Genomic DNA, 24051 nt, shown 5'->3' on the forward strand with positions numbered 1-24051 from the left:
GGTTTTTAAGCGTCCTCGTCTGTAAGCATTGTAACAAAACATTGAGCAAGACTCATAATTTTGATCCCGGCTTTTTTGGGAATGGGGAAGTGGGGAGTGGGGGAGATGAGGGAGATGAGGGAGAATAATAACTCCAAACTCCTAACTCCTAACTCCAAACTCCTAACTCTTGACAAATGACAAATGACAAATGACAAACAACAAATGACTAAAAAACTAACCTGGATAATTTGGGGATTAAGTGCTTCTTGTCTTAGTGTGCCAGTAATTGCTTCGGTATTAGAATCTCCTCTAGGAACTAATGGTATTGATGCTCTGAGGCTACACAAAGCTCCTTATAATTTAATCGGTCGCAAGATTGCTATTGGTCAAGTGGAAATTGGCAGGCCGGGAATGTTTGGGTGGGATAAGGCGGTGTCTAAAAATCGCGCGATATCTTTAGCTGGGGTCTTCTTACGCAATGGGCCAGCTAAATCAAATAGTGGTGTTGACCCCCACGCTTACAATGTCGCTGGGATGATGGTGAGTCAAGACAAAGCTTTGCCGGGAGTTGCTCCGGGAGCGCGACTGTATTCGTCTGCGGTGGGTTCTACTAAAAATATGGGTCAGTCAGAAGAGTGCTTATCTGCCCAGCACATAGCCCTACAAAATGGTGGGGATGTCCGGGCTATTAACTTTAGCTTTGGTGAACCTTTGACCCGCGATCCTAGACCAGACGCTACTTTAGACGGCAATGCTTTGCTAACTTTATGTGTTGACTGGTCTAGTCGCGTTCATGAAGTTTTGTATACGATCGCAGGTAATCAAGGTAAGGGGGGTATTCCTATTCCTACAGATAATTTTAACGGAATAAATGTGGCTTTTTCATCCCGCCGAGGGGGAGTTTTTAACAAAGTAGATGTGGCTAATCTGGCGGGTGCTAACCAAGGAGTGAGCGGAAGGCTAGCTGGAAAGGAATTTAATCTTGGTGAGCGTCGTGCTATCGGTTTAGTTGCTCCTGGAAATAATATTCCTTTGCTCAATCCAGATGGCATCGTGAGCAAGGTTACGGGTACCAGTTTTGCAGCGCCTCAAGTTACTGCTAGTGTTGCTCTGTTGCAAGAATTTGCTGACCGACAGATACGGACAAAACAACCACACTGGAGCATTGATGCTCGTCATCATCAAGTAATGAAAGCTGTATTGCTGAATTCAGCAGACAAAATCCAAGATAGGGGTGATGGCTTGCTGTTGGGAATGAGCCGGACATTAATTGATAAACAAAATCAAAGCTGGCTAGATTCTGATGCTTATAAAGATCCAAAAATTCCCTTGGATGCCCAAATGGGAGCGGGTCATTTAAATGTATTTCGCGCTTATCAGCAATTTAGTAATGGTCAATGGCAGCCATCAACGGCTGTACCTGCTATTGGTTGGGATTATCGCACAGTCAATGCTGGAGCTTATGTTGATTATATATTAGCAAAACCCTTAAAGCAGGGGAGTTTTGTTGCTATTACTCTGAGTTGGGATCGATTGGTAGAACTCAACGATAAAAATAAAAATCAGCAATATGACGTTGGCGAAAGCTTCCGCGATCGCGGTTTGAATAATCTCGACCTATACTTAGTAAAAGCTAATGCTCAAAATTCAGATGCTGGTGCTGTTTGCTCCTCAATCAGCCAAATCGATAGTGTACAACATATTTTCTGCCCCGTTGCGGCTGCTGGCAATTACAAAATCCGCGTCCAGTTTCGTCAAAAGTTAAATGAAATGACTCAACCCTATAGTTTAGCTTGGTGGACTGTACCTATCAATTAAAATAGGGTAACAACTGTTATCTGTGTTAACTTACAGCGTTTTTCATCACCACACTCCCCTGTAAGGTAGCACAGCCGTGTGTCCCTACAAAAGCTTGGTATTTCGTCAACTAAAAAGCGTGATTTTATCTTTAAAAACTAAGAGCGCTGGTTATTTTATGATTAGGTAGTTTACAATACTTTTATAGATAAATAGTAAAATTCCTAAAGAGATTTTTTATAATTCGTCTGTATCGCCGCCTTAATTAGGAATTAGCAACTCTAATAAGTTATGTTTAATTCCTCTGAGCTACTAAGTTGCTGTTACAGTTTCTGTAACAGTCCCCTTTTTCTATTGGAGCAAATGCAATAGTTAATTATTGACACAGTGTCTGCGTCAACCATAATCACAGTTCGGGAATCTTTGGCAACTGAGGTGGTAAGATGAATCCGCAGAAATATAGTAGTATGAGAGAAAATTTCATGCAAAGACGTTACGGTGTTAGTCTGGGCAGACGCTATGCTATGGCAGCCGCAAGTGTTGTTCTATGCAGTGTATTAGGCTATTCTCAAGTCGATAGTAATAAAAGCGCTCTTGCCCAATCTGGTTTACCTCAGCCAGAAACTCCATTGCAAAAAAAAACACTCAAGACTGATACCAAAATTGTTGAGTCTAGCAATAAGTTTGGCTTCAAACTGTTTTCAGAAGTTCTGAAAAACGATAATGGTCAGAAGAATGTTTTTATCTCACCTTCGAGTGTGGCGATCGCTTTAGCTATGACCTACAACGGCGCTAGCGGCACGACTCAACTAGCGATCGCAAAAACTCTGGAATTACAAGGGCTGACTTTACCAGAAATTAACTCCTCTTACAAGGCGGCATTAAAGCAGCTTTTAGACAATTCCGATCCTAAAGTACAACTGAAGATTGCTAACTCACTTTGGGCAGATCAAAATTTTACCTTTAAGCCAGACTTTATCCAGAGAACGCAGGATTTCTATCAAGCTAAGGTCAGCAATTTAAACTTTCAAGATCCCGCAGCGCCTAGTATTATCAATAACTGGGTAAAAAATAATACTAATGGCAAAATTGATCAGATAATTGGAAACATTGAGCCAAGTCAGGTGTTGTTTTTAATTAATGCCATATATTTCAAAGGAAAATGGAGCAAAGAATTTGATAAAAGTCAAACTGCTCAATACCCTTTTTATACTACACCTGGCAAGCCAAAACAACACCTGATGATGTCACAAAATGGTGACTATAGATATTATGAAAGCAAACAGTTTCAGGCAGTTAGTTTACCTTACGGCAAAGATGGTAAATTCAGCTTTTATATTTTCCTGCCAAAACAGAACTCTAACCTGAAAGCCTTCTATCAAAACTTGAATCTTGAGAACTGGGATAAATGGATGACTCAGTTCAGCAAACAAAAAGGGTTTATTCGTTTACCTCGCTTTAAAAGTGAGTATGATGTTACTCTCAATGATGCTTTAAAAACTTTAGGCATGGAAGAGGCTTTCAGCAGCAAAGCCAATTTTTCTGGCATGGGTAAAAATCTTAGCATCAGCGAAGTTAAGCATAAAACTTTTGTTGAAGTAAACGAAGAAGGAACCGAAGCGGCTGCGGTTACTTCAGTGGGAATAGTCGCAACAGCTTTGAGAGAAGAACCAGAACCATTCCAAATGATTGTTGATCGTCCCTTCTTCTGTGCCATTAGGGATAATCAGACGGGAAGGGTTTTGTTTATGGGTTCGATCATTGACCCACAATAAAAAATCGAAATTTCTTCATTTTGAATTTTGAATTTTGAATTGAATTCTAGGGTAATGTCGCTTCAGAAATACTCAGACTGCTTTTAGGATCAGCTTTCAAAGAATCGTTTGCTGCAATCTGCTGTATTTCCCCAGTGGCGCACTCGTCTGTCTCGCTGTTTAGGCTCGCAGGACGCAAGGCGCTTAAAGCAGTCTTAATTACAACAGCTGTAGGTACTGCTACTATTACACCCAACAGTCCGCCAATTCTTGCCCCTGTTAAGACTGAAATTAAAATCCAAACTGGATTTAAACCAGTAAAGCTGCCTAAAATTCGGGGGGCAATTAAGTTTTCGAGAATTTGCTGTACAATTACTGCTGCTATCAAGACTCTCACACCCATTGAAAAATCTTGCAGCGCTACCAATAGTGTAGTCAGGGCGATACCTACAGAACCGCCAAAGGGGACGAGAGCCATCAAACCAATAGTTAGGCCAAATAGTAGACCAAATGGCACTTTCAGCCACAAAAAGGTAGGAATCAGGGCTGATGCCATACAGGTAGATAAAATTAGCTGGGTGATGAAGAAATTTTGGAAACTCAGGCGGACTGTTTTAGAAAAAGGATCGCGAAATTTAGACGGTAACCATTCTACTAAACTTTCCCAGAGTTCACCTCCATGCTGTAAAAGGTAGAAAGTCAAAACCATCGTCAAGAGAATATCTAGCAGACTAGTGACTGTAACTACCGCCAGATTTAAAACTTGTCCAGCGATCGCTTGCAATTGTCCCTTGACGCGATCGTTGATTTGCACTACCAGAGCATCAAGGTTAATCGGTAAACCATAAATCTCAGCTTTTTCGTTTAATATCATTAACTGAGAGCGTCCAGAGTCAATCAACTCTGGTAAACGAGCCACCAGTTGTTGAGCTTGGGTAAGGGCCAAGGGAAAAAGTGTCACACCCAAGGCTAATAAAATCGATAAAGCCAAGAGAAATACTAAAATAGCGACTTGCTCTCGCCTAGCACCATGATCCTGCATCCAACTCACGGGGTAGTTGAGCAGAAATGCTAGCACTGAGGCTCCGACTAAAATGACTATGAGAGAATGGAAATAATTAAAAAATACCGAAAGAGCCCAACCATTAAGAACTAGTAGCGGAAGGAATAACGCGATCGCGCCGATTCGCGCTATTGGTGTAAATGTTTGCCACCAGTCGAGTAGCTTGCGTGTCTGCATTTTAAGCTGATTGCTGGATAGAACTAAATAAAATCTTTCTTTACAGATTATTATCTCTAACTATATGAGTCTTATTCATCCTTCTAGTTTAGGAGTTAGGCTAACCAAAATGGAAAATTTTGAACCGAAAGAGAATGGGGAGTGGGGAGTGGGGGAAGTTGGGGGAGCAGGGGGAGTAGGGGAAGCAGGGGGAGCAGGGGGAGCAGGGGAAGTGGGGGGAGTAGGGGAAGCAGGGGGAGCAGGGGGAGCAGGGGGAGCAGGGGGAGCAGGGGGAGCAGGGGGAGCAGGGGGAGCAGGGGGAGCAGGGGGAGCAGGGGGAGCAGGGGGAGAAGAACTATTTATTGCCCAATCCCCACTTGCCCTGAGCGTTCGCGTAGCGTCTCTAAGAGTTGCCGAAGGGATGCCCAATGCCCCATGCCCAATACCCAAAACACAGTTGCTTTTACATTTAATTCCAATCATCGGCTTTTTTCCGTCTTTGTGGACTCTCTATCGGGGTCAAGGGAGTCGGGAACAACTTGCAATTAGTCGTCTGTCTGTTACTTTGGCGCTTACTTGGCTGTTGGGATATCTATTATTATCTACTGGGGCAGCAACTTCAGATTTTTTTTGGCTACGTCTTTTTATCTTGAATAGTTTTCTCACGTCGGGTTACTTTTTAGTAAGTGTCTGGTTGATTTTGCGTCTAATACAGGGCAAATCTGGGCGTTTGCCAGGGTTTACTACCTTAGCCGAACGAGTAGTAGGAAAGTACTTATCTTAATTTTTTCAGGTGAGAATTTTTCAGTATTTTTACCTATTTGCTAAAAAATTACTGTTGATTTATCTATATATCTAGTCAAATCCAGTTTATTATTGCCATACTTCAGTAAAACATCTCCAGATTGGCCCAAAAGAAGAAAAAATGCTGCTATAAGTGTTGTGGTTGACACTACATTAAAAAAATTAGCACTGATAATTAAGAGTTAGTTATTATGGGTTGATTTGTTTGGATATTTTTAGTTTGCAAATTTATCGAATTTGATTATTGAGTAAGTGTGAGGAAGTCTGTGACCATTCAAAGAAGTTCGGCGGAAGAAAACCAGTCGGGAAAAGCCTCAAAGTCCAGTAAAAAAATTCCCCTCTCCCATAACTCGAAATCCGGGCGTTGGCTATGGTTTTGGGTAGGGATGAGTGGGATTGCAATGGTGTCAGCAACAGCAGGGGCGCTTTTGGCGGTGTCTTTAACCAGTACGCCTTTGCAACAAGCCCAGCTAAGTCCACAGGATGAGGCGGCGTTTGATGGCGATCGCATTTCTGGAGGTGTGCTACGATTTTCCGAATTAACCCGCCCAGTGAATCTTTTAGTTTTGGGGATGAGCGTACTTCCCCCGGATATCCAAAACCCTCCCCCAGAAACGAAAAACCTCAAATACCAGCCCCAGCTAAACTCCTTTGAAGGTCTCTCGGATGTGATGCTCTTGCTCAAATTTGATCCAGAGACGAAAAAAATAATTATGCTCTCCATTCCCAGAGATACCCGCACAGAAATAGAGGGGTATGGGGTGAAAAAAATTAATGCCGCCAATGTTGACGGTGGGCCAGCTTTAACTGCCAGAACCGTCAGTAATCTCTTAGGTGGCGCGGGAATTGATCGCTATATCCGAATTAACGTTTTGGGAGTTGCCAAGCTAATCGATGCTTTGGGTGGCGTGAGTGTTTATGTCCCCAAAAATATGAAGTATCAAGATGATTCTCAGCATTTATACATCAATTTGAAGGCAGGTAAGCAGCATCTCAATGGCGATCAGGCACTACAATTGCTGCGTTTTCGCCATGACGAACTCGGAGATATTGGTCGGATTCAACGGCAGCAAATGGTCATTCGTGCCTTAATGGATCAAACACTCAACCCAGGTACTGTAACTCAATTACCTAAAGTTCTGGATGTAGTTAAAGACCACATTGATACCAACTTGACGGTTGAAGAGTTAGTGGCGCTAATGGGTTTTGGGGTGCGAACAAATCGCTCTAATATGCAAATGTTAATGCTGCCAGGTCGCTTTAGCGAGAAGAATGAGTTTGATGCTAGCTATTGGTTGCCCAACAAAGATGGTATTGCCAAACTGATGGCTCAACACTTTGGTTTGGACTCAGAACAGCAACACCAGGCGAGTGCGACTGACCCGCACGCTTTGCGTGTAGCAATTCAAGATAGTACAGGTGGCGATCGCTCTAACCTCCGACCATTGATTAGAGCCTTAGAAAAATCTGGATATCGCAACATCTATGTAGCCAAGGCATGGGGTGAACCTCTAGAGGTGACTCATATTGTCGCCCAGCAAGGAGATGGTGACAGTGCCGAATCAATTCGTAACACTTTGGGTTTTGGCGAAGTGCGTGTGGAAAGTACTGGAAACCTTGGCTCAGATATCAGTATCCAAGTAGGTCAGGATTGGTTACAACAAAAATCTATTTTGGAGAAGTAGCTGACCAAATAATTCGTAATTCGTAATGACGCTCTCTACGAGACGCTACGCCAACGAAGCTTATATTCTGAAAATAAGGATACGTAAGAGCCTGTCTCGATCTAAACCTGTACCTGTAGTCAAAGATTTGACAATGACGAACAAAGAATAGAGATCACCTGAACCTACCAGCAAATGTAGATTGATCAATTATGCCTGTTTCCTACGATATAAATCTAGTAGCCCTTTCGGTTATAATCGCTATTCTCTCCGCTTATACAGCTGTGGATCTAACAGAACGAATCGCAACGGCTAAAGGGTGGTCTTGGATTGGTTGGTTGATTGGTGGTGCAAGTTCCTTTGGAATTGGTATCTGGTCGATGCATTTTGTTGGTATGTTGGCGTTTCATCTAACCGTAGCAATCAGTTATGACTTTTTGATTGTTTTAGTTTCTGTGTTACCTGCAATTTTGTCGTCAGGGTTTGCCCTATGGATTGCTAGCCGCAAAATGCTTCAGATTCCTAGCCTGCTAGGTGCAAGCCTGGGAATGGGGATGGGCATCACTACGATGCACTATACAGGCATGGCTGCAATGCAACTACCAGCGATCGCTCACTACGATTTCCGATTGGTAATACTTTCTGCTGCGATTGGAGTGATGGTATCACTAGTTGCTCTGTGGTTAACGAACTATTTGCATAATCAAGCAGCAGTCATTTGGTGGCAGAAAATTGGTGCAGCAGTATTAATGGGGATAGCCGTACCGATAATGCACTATACAGGCATGGCTGCGGTTTGTTTTAGTCAAATTGAATCATTTTCTGGGGGGTTAACTGCACCCAACACGACTTGGCTCTCGTCCCTGATTAGTGCTGTGACATTTTCTATTTTAGGTTTGGCACTGGTGACTTCTTCTGAAACAAAAGTTATTGATCGGACAAAAGAGCTTTCCTTGGCTTTGAAGCAGCTTCAGCAATCCCAACTGCAACTCATTCAAACTGAGAAAATGTCAAGTCTAGGTCAACTTGTCGCCGGAGTTGCTCATGAGATCAATAATCCAGTCAACTTTATTTATGGCAATTTGCACTATGTGCAAGAAAATAGCCAAAATTTGCTGGAACTTGTGCAGCTTTACCAAAATTACCATCCTGACTCAGGATCTCAAATTGAAGCGAGGGTGAACGAAATCGACTTGGAGTTTATGCAAAAAGATTTACCCAAAGTACTGGACTCCATGAAGCTCGGAACCGATCGCATTGTTGAGATTGTGCGATCGCTTCGCAATTTCTCACGATTGAATGAAGCCGAAGACAAGGCGGTAGATATTCACGATGGAATTGACAGTACGTTGTTGATTTTGCAACACCGCCTCAAGGGTAATGGGGATAGTCCCTCTATTGAAGTTATTAAGAATTATGGAGTATTGCCAGAAGTAAACTGTTATCTAGGTCATTTGAATCAAGTATTTATGAACATTTTGGCAAACGCAATTGATGCCCTTGATGAAGCCATAACAGAAGGCAAAATCAGCAATCAAATTCCTCAAATTAAAATTGCAACAGAAATAAATTCTAAACATTGGGTTATAATTCGGATTGCTGACAATGGAATTGGTATTCCTGATCGGCTCAAACGACGGCTATTTGAGCCTTTGTTTACCACAAAAACCGTTGGCAAAGGCACTGGGCTTGGCTTGTCAATAGCCCATGAAATTGTGGTAAAAAAACACAATGGTACATTAGAAGTGAATTCTCAAGAAGGTATCGGAACGGAGTTTAAGATAGCAATTCCAATCAAAAGGAAGTAAGTCGGCGGGAAAATTTATAAGTGTGTAACGAAAATTTAACTAAACTGATTAGAGTTAAATTTCAAGTGAATTTAGTACCTGGCTGAGTTCTTGGAGTTTAGCTGCTACTGCACCATTGGTTAATAATTCTTCTGCCTTAGCTAAACCCTCTGGCATATCTGGACAAATACCACTCCGCCATAGGTAAAATCCGCCATTCCACAAGGCTGTTTGCATTAGTTCGCCTGGTTCACCTGCCAAAACCTTCTGCATATCCGCCACCAGTTCTTCAGTAGTTCCAAGGGGTACATTCTTGGTAGTAAAACCGTAATCACGCGGTACGAGGTGCAATCGTTCGACCTCTTGGGATGCTATGGATGGAGAGAAGCTGATGATTGCAGTGCGATCGCGCGGTAAATCACAACTACCTTCTAATCCTTTTACGAATGTAAATTTTGTTACTCCCCGCAGCCCCAAAGCTATCTGAAACATCCCTTCTGTCGGCGGATGCACAAACCCAGCAATTACGTGAGCATCACCAGCATAAGGACACCAGATTAGCTCCATTGTTGCCAATGGCGGACGCTTGCCAAGTTGGTCGCGGTACTCCCAAATACTTGTAGCTAAGGGAAAATGCTGAGGTAAATAAATAAAGCCGATTCCCGTTTGCTCAAACACTTGCTGAGTTTTTGCTAGTGGTAGGACAGTCCAATCGACTCCTAAACCCTGCCAAATATCTATTAAAGGTAATCCATACTTAGTTGTCAGGCGATCGCCTCCGTGCATTACCACTGGCTGTCCAACTGCGGCGAGTAGTAAAGCTGTCACCGGACTAATTGGTGCTGTGCGCGTTCTGCCATCATAAGGGATGCCAAAAGCGATCGCTGGTCGCCCTGAGACGATTGGTTGCAGTTTTGGCCCCAGTTCATCATAAGCATCCAACATTCCCGCTAACTCTTCCCCTGTGGGGCGCTTGATTCGATGAGCAATCAAAAACGCTCCGATTTGGGCTGGTGTAGCTTCACCCAGCAGCATCATTTTAGTAGCGGTGGCTGCTTGGGCGCGAGTTAAATTCTCGCTTGTGTGGTTTCCGCTACCTACTTTTTGCACGAATTCCCTAAATACATTGCTCATTTGTCCAAAGTCCTTTCTGAAAATGACTAATGACCAATACTTCGACTACCCTCAGTACAAGTGACTAATAACTAATGACGTTTAAGAAGCGGATCGCTGCTGGTCAATTTGTAATGGGATCTTTTCGCGCACGAGTTGCCAAAAGTGTTTAATGGGGGGAATTTGGAGCCGGTCTTGAGTTGTTACCATTACTACCCGACGAGTCAAACTCGAACCATCTGCTAAACCACTAGTACTATTGCTAGCTAAGGAACGAATCGCTAGGGTAGGGTCAAGACGTGCTTCTAATAATGCTGATTGAGGTAGCAAAGCTATCAGTTCTCCTTGACGGACTACTCCCCGGAAGGCATCTAGGGTATTTACCTCTAAAGCCGCTTGGAGTGTGGCTTGCATTCGCTCAAATTTATCTTGTATTAAGCGTTGCATCCCATAACCATCTTTAAAAACCACTTGGGGATAACGAATTAGCTCCGACCAAGGGACGAATTGATATTGGGCTAGGGGATGATTGGCTGCGGTTAAAATTTCTATCGGTTCATCATAAAGTACTTCTACCACCATTTCTCTAGCAGTGGTTAAAAAGCGATTATTCATCACAATTGCTAAATCCACTAATCCATCTTTGAGGACTTTCAGGGCGCGATCGCTTCCCAATGAAGTCACCCGCAATTGCACATCTGGATAATCATGACAAAATTTTTGCAACACTGGTGGTAAGTAAGATCCACACACGGAGTGAATCGCGGCAATGCAAAGTTCTGGCTGCTTACCGGCGATTAAATCAGTTAATTCTTGTGTAGCTATCTGCCATTCTTGGCAAATTTTGCGGACACGGGGTAGTAAAGATTCACCTGCGACTGTCAATTTTGCCTGACTAGTTCGGTGAAACAGTTCTACACCCAAATCTGCTTCTAACGCCTGGATTTGGCGACTAATCGTCGATTGGGTAACACCAGATGTTCGCGCTGCTTGTTGAAAGCTGCCGGTTTGTGCGATCGCTAGAAAGGCTTGCAACTGCTCTAGGCGCATTTTTATGTAGCCTGAATTACATTTATCGGTTTCATTAAATTAACGGTTTTTTATCTGTAGTTTAGTATATTTTGTTACATTATTTTTCTCTGATTTACATTTGTCTAAATCAGTTTTTATTACCTTTGTCATCAATTATCGCTTTGTATCGATGTCCTAAGAAAAAAATATTGCTCATGTCTTACTGAACCACGATCTGCTGTGTACCTATAAATTCCGTCTTAAATGTCGCGTCTTCATCTTCTAGAAGCATCTCAATTACTTCGCGTAGATTTTCCTGTAACTCATCTAAGGTTTCTCCTTGAGAATGCGCTCCGGGAAATCCAGGTACATAGCCAACGTAGAGATTAGTATCAAAATCTCGCTCAATTATGGCAGTAAAGGTTTTCATAAAGTTGGTCAGTGGCAATATGCTTTAGATCATAGCCGGACAATCACCTGTTCATCGTAGAGGAATCAGACCTCCAGTTTAAGAAAATTTACCACTCAGCCAAAGCGATCGCTATTCCTTGTTGCAAATCTGGTGTGAGTGTGGCGTTATTTGCTAATTGCTGCAATTGTTGATGTGCGGCTTCCCTATCCAAATTTTTTAGGGACGCGATCGCGTGTAGTCTCACCGATGCATTTTTGTCAGCTAGCAACGAAATCAATGGTTCAATAGCTTGCATTTTGCCTAACTGCCCTAAAGATAAAGCGATCGCACAATTGATGCTGGTAATTTCTATGGCTGGATGTTGCGTTAGCGAAGCTCGCGGAAGGCATTGCAGTATTTGCAATAATATTTCTACGGCTAGTGTAGTTTGCGGTTTTTGCACTCGCCCCAAAACTGTAACAATTTCTTGCCAAAGTGTCTCTGAAGTGCTTTGATTAAATACTGTTTGCAAATATTCCAAACTGGATGCTGTCCCCAGCCAACTTAAAGCGCGGATGCTTTCTAATTGCAGTGGTAGTGGTGTATGGGGTGATATTAGCAGCTTAAATAATTGTTGGGCTGCCTCATCGCAACCCATCCGAGAAAGGGAAACTGCGGCTGCACAACAAACATCAAGATTAAAGTCGTAAAGCTTGGGTTGCAGTCTCGTCACCAAATCTAAGGCTTCGCGTAAGTCGGGGCGAAAACCTAAACCAAGCACTGCTGCACGCCTAACGGTGGCGGCGATATCATTTAAAGCGTTTAACAAGGCTGCTGGTACACGTTCGTCATGAAAGCTGCTGAGGGCTTCAATTGCAGCCGTGCGGATTGCTGCTTGTGGATCTTGCACTACACTCAATAGCGGTGTGATGGTTTCTGGTTGCCGAATATAGTCAAGCGATCGCACGGCTTTTAGCCGTGTATCTTCATCTGCTAAAAGTTCAGTTAGTGAAGTAATCGCAACAGTACCCATTTGCCCCAGTGCTGTAACTGCGATCGCTTTGAGTTCTTCATCCTCATCGGTTTTCAACAATTCAACTAAGGGTGCGATCGCTTCTGGGTGCTGAAATTCGCCTAAAGTCCGCGCTGCATACCAGCGTAATTCTTCCTCTGCATCTTCGTCTTCTAATATCTCAATCAGTGGTAGAATGGCAATATTTCCCAAGCGAGTAAACACCTTGGTGATTTCCCAGCGTTGCTGAAAATCCCCCATCTCTAACATTGAAAGTGTTAATTTCAGCAGATATTCTCGATTTTTAATTATCTCTGGATGTTCCGAATCTGTTTCTAAGATTAATTGTTGTAAATATTGAATTAGTGATGACCAATCAGTTGCATCGTATGCTCTTTGAGCTTGTACCAAAAGCTGGTTGATATTACTCACGATAGCCTGAATTCTGAATTAGTATGAATACAACGAAAGCACAAAATTGGAAATAAATCGCTGTTTTTTTGCCCTTATACCATTTCACTTTAATAATAATACAAATACACTCTTTTGGGGCTTGTCTTTGCCATGCCCTTACGATAGATATATATCAGGATTTTAGGGAATTGGTATTACTCTAATTTTTAGTACATTATTACATCAATTTTATCAGATCGTAGTGAGGGTTTTAGCTTTGATTTAAGCACTAAAGTGCATATTACGAATTAGGAATTACGAATTATTTTAACTTGACTTGACTACAACTGAATTACCCTCAATTTTGACGGCATAAGTTTTAAGCGCTTCTGTCGCTGGGCCTTTTTGCACTTTACCGTCAATGCCAAATTCTGAATTATGACAAGGACAGACGAATTTTTTTGTCTGTGCTTTCCATCCTACGGTGCAACCTGCGTGAGTACAGGTAGGGTTAACAGCTGTCAGATTTGCGCCTTTAGATGTGCCGACTACCAACACAGGCCCAGCAGGTGAGTTTTTCGCCAGCAATTGACCAGTTTTATCTAATTCTGCCGATGTACCTATTGTTTCCCAATTCTTAGATACTGGAGTTGTTTGAGAAGAACAAGCTGCGATCGCTACAGGTAGAGAACTCGCTATCCCACTCAAACCTACCCAATTAATAAAATCACGACGTTTCATAGCTGCTGAAATAATATCTAAGTTTTAGCTAACATCTGCCGCTCAATTTTGGATTCAGAATTGATTTATGGCAATCTAAAATCCCTTCGAGCATTTCAAATACTGATCGTTGAGGAGTTTGCGTAAGACATTGGCTGGCTTTTATGCAAAAAATGCATATTATTTATCCGTTTTAAGCAATTTTACCAAAAAACCGTAGCTATTTATACGATTTTAACAAAAATCTGGCTTTAAGTTATAAGTATCCAAATTGTTACATGAACATTATCTAAACCTGCTTGACAAATTTCCAAGATGTAAATGGCGACAAGTTTTCCTTAACTAATCACGGATTTGGGGTTTCGCTTTGAATGCTCTCAAGTAAGAATAATCGACTGTAAGCAAATATAGGACTTACGCAAAATGACCAAAAAACGAACCGCAGAGGACGCAGAGAACACAGAGGAATAAGAGTTTGAGAGAGTTTTTGCGTAAGTCTTGAAATATTAAGTTTTTATTTCCTAATCCTCGTAGATACAACACCTGATGGAACTACGGGTTGATTGATATTAGGCAATTATCAACATATTCAGTAATTTAAACGAGAGTCAGCCTGATGACAGACACAGCAACTACCACTACTAGCCTCAACAAGTTCGAGAAATTCAAGGCACAAAAAGATGGACTCGCCATCAGGGATGAGATAGAGAAATTTGCTGCCTTGGGGTGGGAAGCGATGGACGAAATCGATCGCGATCATCGGCTTAAATGGGTGGGTGTGTTTTTCCGCCCAGTCACCCCAGGTAAGTTTATGATGCGGTTGCGGATGCCTAACGGTATTCTCAGCAGCAGTCAGATGCGTGTTTTAGCCCAAGTGGTGCAGCGTTACGGAGATGATGGTTGCGCTGATATTACTACGAGACAGAATATCCAATTACGGGGGATTAGAATTGAAGATTTACCAGATATATTTAATAGATTTCACGAAGTTGGTTTAACCACTATCCAGTCAGGGATGGATAACGTCCGCAACATCACAGGCGATGCTGTGGCGGGGTTAGATGCGGATGAGTTGTATGACACACGAGAGTTGGTACAGCAAATTCAAGATATGCTCACCAACAAAGGCGAAGGGAACCCAGAGTTTAGCAACTTACCACGCAAGTTTAATATTGCGATCGCAGGTGGAAGAGACAATTCAGTTCATGCTGAAATTAACGATTTAGCTTTTGTTCCAGCATTTAAAGAAGCAGGGGAGCAGGGGAGCAGGGGAGCAGGGGAGCAAAATTTCCCCTCTAAAATTTTCGGCTTTAACGTTTTAGTCGGTGGCTTTTTCTCAGCTAAACGTTGTGAAGCGGCGATTCCTCTGAATGCTTGGGTACTTCCTGAAGATGTGGTAGCTGTATGTAGAGCGGTTTTAGAAGTCTTTCGTGATCATGGGCCGCGTGCTAATCGGCAAAAATCCCGGCTGATGTGGCTAATTGATGAATGGGGTGTAGAAAAGTTTCGAGCAGAAGTAGAAAGCCGTTTGGGTAAATCATTATTACCCGCAGCAGCAAAAGACGAAATCGACTGGGAAAAACGCGACCATATCGGGGTATATAAACAAAAGCAACCAGGATTAAATTACGTAGGCTTAAATATTCCCGTCGGGCGGTTGTATGCCGAAGATATGTTTGAAATCGCCCGGATGGCAGAAGTTTACGGCAGTGGCGAAATCCGCTTTACAGTTGAGCAAAACATCGTTATCCCCAACATTTCTGACTCGCGTTTAGCAACATTTTTAACAGAGCCTTTGCTAGAAAGGTTTTCTATTGATCCAGGTTTGCTGACGCGATCGCTAGTATCTTGCACAGGCGCACAATTTTGCAACTTTGCCCTCATCGAAACCAAAAACCGCGCCCTGGCAATGATTAAAGCCTTAGAAGAAGATTTAACCTTCACCAATCCAGTCCGAATTCACTGGACAGGTTGTCCCAACTCTTGCGGACAGCCTCAAGTTGCAGACATCGGCTTGATGGGAACTAAAACTCGCAAAAATGGCAAAACCTTGGAAGGCGTTGACATATATATGGGTGGGAAAGTTGGCAAAGACGCTCATTTAGGAACTTGCGTCACCAAAGGCATACCATGCGAAGACTTGCAGCCAGTATTACAAGATTTACTGATTAAACATTTTGGGGCAAAACCCAAGCAAGAAGCCCTACTAGTTACGAACTGATTGGCCAAACAGGGCATTGGGCAAAACTCATACTTCAACCTTAAAGGCTCAACTTTCGAGTTCAAAGCCTCATCTTGCTCTACCTCTTCTGCGTATTTTATTCAATTAGAAAGATTGGAATGCTTAAAAACTTATTTTCATTTAGCGATCGCTACCGCATCTTACATCAGACTTGGTTTGCCTTCTTTCTCACCTTTGTTTGTTGGTTTAACTTTGCTCCCTTTGCTACAACCATTGGCAGAGAACTACATTTAGCGCCTGAGCAAATTAAAACTTTAGGCATCTGTAACCTTGCTCTGACAATTCCCGCCCGGTTAATTATTGGGATGCTTCTGGATCGTTTTGGTCCCAGAATCACCTACTCAATGCTGCTGATGTTTGCAGTAGTTCCTTGTTTAGCAACAGCGCTAGCGCAAGATTTTAATCAATTAGTCATCAGTCGTTTACTGATGGGAATTGTCGGCTCTGGGTTTGTTGTCGGTATCCGCATGGTGGCTGAGTGGTTCCAGCCCAAAGAGATGGGCGTTGCTCAAGGCATTTATGGCGGTTGGGGCAACTTTGGGGCATTTGGTGCAGAATTTGCCTTACCGATGATTGCAGTTTCTACTAGCTTTTTTGCTGGTGGTGCTTCTAACTGGCGATTTGCGATCGCACTTACAGGGATCATTACAGCTATTTACGGCGTAATTTATTACAACAACGTCCAAGATACGCCCCCAGGCAAAGTTTACAAGAAACCTAAGAAAAATGGTTCTCTAGAAGTCACCAGTATTAAAAGCTTCTGGGCGATGATTGTCTCAAATTTTGGTTTGATTTTCGCTCTAGGTTTATTAGCTTGGCGCTTAGAACAAAAGAAGATTCACTTTTTGACTTTGAGCCAAATGTATCTGACTTGGTTGGTATTAGCAGGATTATTTGCTTACCAAAGTTATAAAGCTTGGCAGGTAAACCGAGAACTTCTAATTGGTAAAAAAACCTACACTCCATCTGAACGCTTTCAATTTGGTCAAGTAGCTTTACTCGAATTCACTTACATAACTAGCTTTGGCAGCGAATTAGCAGTTGTTTCCATGCTCCCGGCATTCTTTGAAAAAACTTTTGCTTTAGAGCATGTTATAGCTGGGATGATTGCTGCTAGCTATCCATTCTTAAATTTGGTTTCTCGTCCCAGTGGTGGCTTAATTTCTGATAAATTTAGCTCCCGCAAATGGACAATGACAATTATCAGTGCCGGCATTGGAGTTAGTTATTTGATTGCACATTTTATTAATAGTAGCTGGCCAATTCCGCTAGCGATCGCAGTTACAATGTTGGCCGCCTACTTTGCCCAAGCTGGCTGCGGTGCAACCTACAGCATCGTACCCCTAATTAAAAAGGAAGCCACTGGACAAATTGCCGGTAACGTGGGAGCTTACGGAAATTTTGGCGGCGTAGTTTACCTAACAATTTTTAGCTTAACCGACGCTCCAACACTATTTAGCACAATGGGTATAGCTGCTTTAGTCTGCGCTTTCATGTGTGCCTTCTTCCTCAAAGAACCAAAAGATTCCTTTGCCGCGGCATCTGAAGGTGAATTACCAGAAACCCCAAATACTATCTTCTTAACTGAAGAATAATCAGCTGAACGATGGAGTAGTAAAATTAACCATAAAATCTAAATAAAGTAACTTTACACTTCATCCTTCTATACCAGTCTTAATTCATGAAAATCTCTTTTTCCTCTCTCTGCGCTCTCTGCGTCTCTGCGGTTCGATAAATTAAGCTTTCTAGCAATTGCATTACACACAAATTTCTCAACCCGTCGCTACATCTGAGGTTGCACAATCCAAATAACAAAATGGTACAACCGTCATGAGTGAATTTACTAAAACCCTTTGTCCCTACTGTGGTGTTGGCTGTGGACTAGAAATTTCACCCCCAGCCCAACTTGGCAAAGCAACTAATCGAGATAGCCAAGGAAATCCAACTTGGCGAGTGCGCGGTGATAAAGCCCATCCATCTAGTCAAGGAATGGTTTGTGTCAAAGGCGCAACCATCGCAGAATCTTTAGATAAAAATAGATTACATTACCCAATGGTGCGAGACTCCTTGGATCAAGAGTTTCGCCGCGTTAGTTGGGATGAAGCTTTTAATATCATCACGCAGCGCATTCAAACAATACGCTTTGCCCAAGGGCCAGAAGCCTTATGTATGTATGGTTCTGGCCAGTTTCAAACTGAGGATTATTACATCGCCCAAAAACTGATGAAAGGCTGTCTGGGTAGTAATAATTTTGATGCCAACTCTCGCTTATGTATGTCTAGTGCAGTGGCTGGCTACATTCAAAGCTTTGGCTCAGATGGCCCGCCCTGCTGTTATGATGACTTGGAGTTAACTGACTGTGCATTTTTAATTGGTACTAATACAGCCGAATGTCACCCCATCGTTTTCAATCGGCTGGAAAAGTATCACAAAAAGAACCGCAAAGTCAAAATGATTGTGGTCGATCCCCGGCGCACACCAACCGCAGAAGCAGCTGATTTGCATTTAGCAATTCGTCCCGGTACAGATATCGACTTGTTAAACGGCATCGCTTACTTGTTGATGCGCTGGAACTATATTGATCCGATGTTCATGGACGACTGCACCAGTAACTTTCCGGCTTATGCTGAAGTGATTCGCCACTATCGACCAGAAATAGTAGCTCGTCAATGTGGAATCAGCATTGAAGATTTAGAAACAGCAGCTCGTTATTGGGGTAAATCAGAGCGGGTACTATCTTTGTGGTCAATGGGTGTAAATCAATCCTCAGAAGGGACGGCTAAGGTAAGAACTATCATTAACCTGCACCTGATGACTGGACAGATTGGCAAACCTGGGGCTGGCCCTTTTTCCCTGACTGGTCAACCAAACGCAATGGGAGGACGAGAAGCCGGAGGTTTGTCCCATTTATTACCGGGTTATCGGACGGTAAAGAATCCTCAGCACCGAGCAGAAGTTGAGGAATTTTGGGGACTTCAGCCAGGACAGATTTCGCCAAATCCCGGTTTGACTGCTTGGGATATGATTACTGGTTTGGAAGATGGCGCTGTAGAGTTACTGTGGATTGCGGCTACCAACCCAGCTGTGAGTATGCCAGATTTGGAGCGGACGAAGAAGGCATTATTGCGATCGCCTTTCACTATTTACCAAGACGCATATTATCCCACAGAAACCTCTGCTTATGCTCATGTTCTGCTACCCGCAGCCCAATGGGGTGAAAAAACTGGTGTGATGACAAACTCCGAACGGGTGATAACTTTATGTCAAGCATTTCGCCAACCGCCAAGAGAAGCGAAAGCCGATTGGGAAATTTTCGCCGAAGTTGGACGGAGATTAGGTTTTGAGAAAGAGTTTGCCTTTGCTAACTCCGCCCAAGTTTATGCTGAGTTTGTCAAACTAACTAAAACTCGCCCCTGCGATATGACGGGTATCACTCACGCGCAATTACAATCAGAAGGCCCAACTCAATGGCCTCATCCTGAAGAGAGCAGGGGGAGTAGAGGAGCAGGGGAAGCAGGGGAAGCAGGGGAAGCAGGGGAAGCAGGGGAAGCAGGGGAAGCAGGGGAAGCAGGGGGAGAAGTATTTGCTCACTCTGGGAAACGGTTATATACTAATTTGCGCTTCCACACCCCTGATGGACGCGCTCGATTTGGGGCATATTATTCAAAGGGATTGGCAGAACCACCAGACCCAGATTATCCTTTTGTGCTAACTAATGGACGACTTTACGGACACTGGCATACCCAGACGCGTACCGGGCGAATTGAAAAAATTTGTAAAATGCATCCCGAACCGTTTATCGAAATTCATCCCCGTGATGCTGCTAAATTAGGTATTTTAGATAATCAGTGTGTGGAAGTGCGATCGCGTCGCGGTAAAGCTCAGTTTCCTGCTAAAGTCACAAAAGCGATCGCGCCTGGTACAGTTTTTGTCCCCATGCATTGGGGTTCACTGTGGGCAGATAATGCCGAAGCCAACGCCCTCACCCATCCAGAATCTTGCCCCGATTCGCTCCAACCAGAATTAAAAGCCTGTGCTGTCCAACTGATACCAATCTCTGTGCAAGTTACAGCCAAAGATAAAGATTATCAAACCGCTTCGCAAAGTCATTAGTTATTAGTCCAAGAGAAACCACGCCCACAATGCACTTGGTTTGAATTAGTCCAATATGATTAGTTTTTTCCCCCACCACGAGCGAGGTATGTACCAAAAACTCTTCATCAAAAAATTGGGTTTAAAACTTCCTCATAGGTAATTAATAATCACCAATAGGTAAATTAGTCAATAATGAATAGCCAATAGTGATTATAATTTTTTATGGCTCTCTACTATTGACCCATACCAATTACCATATTTCAAGAGGCTAAATTTCTAGTAACCAGAGGTTTGACCATCTCCAAGTTAAGCTATGGGAAAAAATAAAAATCAGATAGTATTACAAATCATATTTTTTTAATCCTCTAGATTTATCTATGGGATTTTCTTTTATTTAAAAATCAGGTGCAGCATTATGAAAAAGTTACTGAGGGAAATTGTCGGGGCTACCAAAGATGAGAACTTCATGCACATCATTGAAAACATAGAGGTGATAGTTTCTAAAGTTCTATCTATTTTTATGGTGATCGTAATTTTGGTAGCGATCGGGGATTTGGGAATATTTATTTTTAAAGAGCTATTTACAGCACCTTATGCAAAGTTTTACACAACGTTGTATAAAATTTTTGGGCTATTTTTAAATGTTTTAATTGCTTTAGAAATTTTAGAAAATATCACAGCATATTTACGAAAACACGTTTTTCAAGTTGAATTAGTTATTGTCACATCTTTAATTGCTGTTGCCAGAAAAATTATTATTCTTGACTTAGAAAAAGTTGGAGGTATTGATATAATTGGTTTAGGAATTGCTATTCTCGCCCTGTCAATTAGTTATTTGATAATTCGTCTTAGTAATTCCAAAAATACCCGTTAAAAATTCCACATGTCTGGTCTACAATTTAGTTAAATAAGTAGGTATACGTAATTAAACATCTATACAAAACCTCACCCTCAATCTCTCTCCGATGCTTTGGAGAGAGATTGAGGGTGAGGTTTTATATTTAATTTGACCCACTTAAATATTAGGTTAGTCTCAACTTTTAGCAGACAATATATGGGAGCATCCCAATTTTGGCTTAAATCTTTTCCCTCACCCCCAGCCCCTCTCCCATAATATGGGAGAGGGGAGACATAATTCTAGTTCCCGGAATCCTAAATGATGGGATTTGGGGTTAGGGGATGAGGGCTATCAAGGTTTTTGCACCTGACAGGATGCTCCCCAATATATAGCAATTTGATTTGATTTATGAAAAAATCTAGGTATATGTAGGGTGTGAAAGCGTTGCGTAACCCACCGTCCATTGATGGTTAAAACCGACTTTCCGCACTTCATCGTGTAATATGCGTAGATTTCCCATAGGTGGAAAAAAATGGTTAAATCAACAACATAAATCGCCAATGGTATTCAATATTAATACTTAATAATTTGAACATTATTAGGAATTTTTATTGAAAAGATAGATAATACATTTTGAAGTGCGGAATGTGGGTTAAAAAGTTTTAATTTTGAATACTTTCTTATGACAGATTTCTTTGAATTTGAAGCAGACTTTGTTGATTCCCTGCGCTGCATCCCCATGCAGGTGCGTTGCAAATTAGATACTTGTGGCATTAAACTAAAATTGTCTGATTGGAATCAAATGACTACAGCCGAGCGTCAAGCTTTAGTCGAATTACCTTGCACTACAGAAAGAGAAATTCACTCTTACCGCGAGCATATCCAACAATTAATTCTACAGCGCACGGGTATCGCAGCTACAAAATTGCCCATCGAGTCTCATCCTGGATGGCTAGATGCCACTGTACCATCTAGCCTCCAGGAAAAAGCTCAAGAAATAGGTGTAACCTTGACACCGCAACATTGGGCAGGTTTAACGCCCTTACAGCGTTTTGCCTTGATTAAACTCAGCCGCCCAGGACATGAAAATCAAAATTTTAAAAGAGCGATCGCAGAATTCCATCTGCTTTAATTAGTCAATAGTCATTAACACAACAAATGTGTAGGGTGCATTAAAGTTTGTTAACTTGCCTGACAATTCAGGTCATCTGGAAAACCTTACTTCTATTTCTCTCTTCCTTTAAGGAGGAGCCACTGCGCCCTTGCGGCAAAGCCCGACAGCCAGCAGATGGCGTCAGAGACTTTGAATTTTCCCCCTTAGAGCGTCGGGAAGGGGGTTAGGAGGTTTTTCCCCCAGCAAGAACTGCCCACTGCCCCTTTTCCTCCTCATTGACTTTTGCCTTGCCCTACTAACTCATAAAAGACCACTGAAAATTATATATTTTTGGAATACAACAAAATGCAATAAAAAATACTATTCTTTGATAAATTGCCGTGGGTTTAATTTGCAGTTAGGATGTCTTGAGTACACAGCCGATACAATCTGATTTATCCGCCTAACAAGCCAGTTTCAGGATAAACTCAAGAGTAAATGGAATACTTATTTACGTTAAGTAAAACAATTTAAAATTTTGCTTCTATAAATTTAAATTTCTTAGCAGGAAGTGAAGCTATAGTGGATTTAGCAATGCTGCTGTTAATGTGGCTAAGGTTAGTCCTGCTGCCAAATTATATTGAAGAATTAGTTTAGAAACGCACTTCTTATCGATGACAGGCAAACACGCAAGACATAATGCATTTCTGCGGCTAGTGTCTGGTAATGGGGCAGCTTTTGGATCAGAATCTCGCTATTCCCTGCCCCCCAGTAAAGAGATGGTAATTGGACGCGACCCCAGCTGCCAAGTTGTGTTGGATGCCATGATGTACCGAATGGTATCTCGTCGTCATGCAGTGGTTCGTCCCCTCTCTCTATCGCCAGATAGCAAATTCAGCTGGGTGCTTTGTGATTTAAATAGTGCTAATGGCACTTATTTGAATGGACAACGCTTGTATGAATGTCAAGAATTGCACCCAGGCGATCGCATTTCTCTAGGTGCTGATGGCCCGCAATACGTTTTTGAGTACGAGTTTACCTCATTCACCCCGGCCACGACAGTTAACCAAGTTACACCATTACCTTCAGCGACAAATCACCACAGCCACACCCAATTAAAGCAGCCAGATTCTGTTAGCTTCACCCAGCTTTTTCCGATTATTTCCACTGGTAAAGATTTAACTCGTAAAGCTTACCTTATACCGGGAATACTGACTGTAATCTTTGTAGTATTAATGTTTGCTACAGTCGGTCAGCCTCAAGCTAATCAAGTGATTGTAGCTACTTACATCGCCTTCGCTGCCTACTATTTTGTTTACCAACTTTGCGGTAAACAGAAGCCTTGGTGGGTGCTAATGGCTGCGGCACTAGGTACAATGCTGATTTTGCTAAGTCCGCTGTTGGATTTATTTATCTTCGTGTTTCGCACCGTCCTACCTGGAAATTTGCCCTCATCGCAAGAATCTACCACCTTTACAGAGTTGCTGGTGCGGATGTTTTTTGGCGCTGGCTTGATGGAGGAATTACTCAAGGCATTGCCTGTACTAGGGGCTTTTGCCATCGGGAGAATATTGTCTTCACCTTGGCGGGAACGCATAGGCGTCTGGGAACCTCTAGATGGTATTCTCCTGGGAACAGCTTCTGCTGTGGGCTTCACTCTCTTGGAAACTCTCGGACAATATGTACCAGATATTACTCAAAATGTGACGCAACAGGTGGGTACAGGCGCTGCTGGTCAACTGGCGGGTTTGCAACTGCTAATTCCGCGAATTTTAGGCTCCGTAGCTGGACACATGGCTTATAGTGGCTATCTGGGTTATTTTATTGGGTTGGCTGTCCTCAAACCCAGTAGAAGTTGGCAAATTCTCTCTATTGGTTATCTTAGCGCTGCGGCGCTCCATGCTTTGTGGAATGCTACAGGATCAATCAATGCCTTGCTGTTGGTGGTTGTTGGGGTATTATCTTACGCCTTTTTGATGGCAGCAATTCTCAAGGCACGGGCGCTATCACCGACGCGATCGCAAAATTTTGCTACCCGATTTATTAGCCCAAAATAAGAGATTAGGGAGATGAGGGAGAAGAATTAATAATCAATGCCCAATTACTTTTGAATATTTATATCTTGGGATAGATGAC

Annotated in this window: 17 protein-coding genes; 11 read left to right on the forward strand and 6 right to left on the reverse strand. The window is 42.5% G+C overall.

Going from position 1 to position 24051, the window contains the following annotated elements; translation table 11 throughout:
* Positions 1–204: 204 nt before the first annotated feature.
* The gene (locus tag V7K32_RS10510; RefSeq protein ID WP_334992989.1) at positions 205–1800 is read left to right on the forward strand and encodes a S8 family serine peptidase; all 1596 of its coding nucleotides are present in this window, start codon (positions 205–207) and stop codon (positions 1798–1800) included.
* A 422-nt stretch (positions 1801–2222) separates the two neighbouring features.
* Positions 2223–3554: a serpin family protein gene (locus tag V7K32_RS10515; RefSeq protein WP_334992832.1), complete on the forward strand. Its 1332-nt coding sequence runs from the start codon at positions 2223–2225 to the stop codon at positions 3552–3554.
* Positions 3555–3600: 46 nt separating this feature from the next.
* Here V7K32_RS10515 and V7K32_RS10520 read toward each other — a convergent pair whose 3' ends face one another.
* The gene (locus V7K32_RS10520; RefSeq protein WP_334992834.1) at positions 3601–4773 is read right to left on the reverse strand and encodes an AI-2E family transporter; all 1173 of its coding nucleotides are present in this window, start codon (positions 4771–4773) and stop codon (positions 3601–3603) included.
* Between the two features lie 400 nt (positions 4774–5173).
* Here V7K32_RS10520 and V7K32_RS10525 point away from each other — a divergent pair, with 400 nt between their 5' ends.
* From V7K32_RS10525 to V7K32_RS10535, 3 genes are all read left to right on the forward strand, one after another.
* Positions 5174–5536 (forward strand): hypothetical protein, encoded by a 363-nt coding sequence (locus V7K32_RS10525; RefSeq protein WP_334992991.1) that lies wholly within the window; start codon positions 5174–5176, stop codon positions 5534–5536.
* A gap of 286 nt (positions 5537–5822) precedes the next feature.
* Positions 5823–7241 carry an LCP family protein gene (locus V7K32_RS10530; protein WP_334992836.1) on the forward strand — a complete coding sequence of 473 codons (1419 nt, stop codon included), beginning with the start codon at positions 5823–5825 and terminating at the stop codon, positions 7239–7241.
* 191 nt (positions 7242–7432) lie between these two features.
* Positions 7433–9028, forward strand: a complete 1596-nt coding sequence (locus V7K32_RS10535; protein ID WP_334992838.1) for an MHYT domain-containing protein — start codon at positions 7433–7435, stop codon at positions 9026–9028.
* A 54-nt stretch (positions 9029–9082) separates the two neighbouring features.
* Here the strand turns inward: V7K32_RS10535 and V7K32_RS10540 are convergent, their stop codons facing one another.
* From V7K32_RS10540 to V7K32_RS10560, 5 genes are all read right to left on the reverse strand, one after another.
* A complete protein-coding gene (locus V7K32_RS10540) occupies positions 9083–10141 on the reverse strand; it encodes an anthranilate phosphoribosyltransferase family protein (protein WP_334992840.1) in 1059 nt (352 codons plus the stop codon).
* An 81-nt stretch (positions 10142–10222) separates the two neighbouring features.
* On the reverse strand, positions 10223–11170 hold the full coding sequence (locus V7K32_RS10545) for a LysR family transcriptional regulator (protein ID WP_334992842.1): 948 nt from the start codon (positions 11168–11170) through the stop codon (positions 10223–10225).
* A 181-nt stretch (positions 11171–11351) separates the two neighbouring features.
* Positions 11352–11561, reverse strand: a complete 210-nt coding sequence (locus tag V7K32_RS10550) for a type II toxin-antitoxin system HicB family antitoxin (RefSeq protein WP_334992844.1) — start codon at positions 11559–11561, stop codon at positions 11352–11354.
* Positions 11562–11649: 88 nt separating this feature from the next.
* Positions 11650–12966, reverse strand: coding sequence for a HEAT repeat domain-containing protein (locus V7K32_RS10555; protein ID WP_442938720.1), 1317 nt, complete (start codon positions 12964–12966; stop codon positions 11650–11652).
* A 288-nt stretch (positions 12967–13254) separates the two neighbouring features.
* A complete protein-coding gene (locus V7K32_RS10560) occupies positions 13255–13668 on the reverse strand; it encodes a QcrA and Rieske domain-containing protein (RefSeq protein WP_334992846.1) in 414 nt (137 codons plus the stop codon).
* A 595-nt stretch (positions 13669–14263) separates the two neighbouring features.
* On the opposite strand from V7K32_RS10560, the gene V7K32_RS10565 reads away from it, so the two are divergent.
* From V7K32_RS10565 to V7K32_RS10590, 6 genes are all read left to right on the forward strand, one after another.
* Positions 14264–15868, forward strand: a complete 1605-nt coding sequence (locus tag V7K32_RS10565) for a ferredoxin--nitrite reductase (RefSeq protein ID WP_334992848.1) — start codon at positions 14264–14266, stop codon at positions 15866–15868.
* Between the two features lie 119 nt (positions 15869–15987).
* The gene (locus V7K32_RS10570; protein ID WP_334992850.1) at positions 15988–17484 is read left to right on the forward strand and encodes a NarK family nitrate/nitrite MFS transporter; all 1497 of its coding nucleotides are present in this window, start codon (positions 15988–15990) and stop codon (positions 17482–17484) included.
* Positions 17485–17719: 235 nt separating this feature from the next.
* On the forward strand, positions 17720–20002 hold the full coding sequence (locus V7K32_RS10575) for a molybdopterin oxidoreductase family protein (RefSeq protein WP_334992852.1): 2283 nt from the start codon (positions 17720–17722) through the stop codon (positions 20000–20002).
* 397 nt (positions 20003–20399) lie between these two features.
* Positions 20400–20858 (forward strand): phosphate-starvation-inducible PsiE family protein, encoded by a 459-nt coding sequence (locus V7K32_RS10580; RefSeq protein WP_334992854.1) that lies wholly within the window; start codon positions 20400–20402, stop codon positions 20856–20858.
* Between the two features lie 646 nt (positions 20859–21504).
* Positions 21505–21954 (forward strand): nitrate reductase associated protein, encoded by a 450-nt coding sequence (locus V7K32_RS10585; RefSeq protein ID WP_334992856.1) that lies wholly within the window; start codon positions 21505–21507, stop codon positions 21952–21954.
* Positions 21955–22589: 635 nt separating this feature from the next.
* Positions 22590–23972 (forward strand): PrsW family glutamic-type intramembrane protease, encoded by a 1383-nt coding sequence (locus V7K32_RS10590; RefSeq protein ID WP_334992858.1) that lies wholly within the window; start codon positions 22590–22592, stop codon positions 23970–23972.
* Positions 23973–24051: the final 79 nt, after the last annotated feature.

It is taken from the genome of Nostoc sp., from assembly GCF_036917635.1.
Taxonomy (GTDB): domain Bacteria; phylum Cyanobacteriota; class Cyanobacteriia; order Cyanobacteriales; family Nostocaceae; genus Nostoc.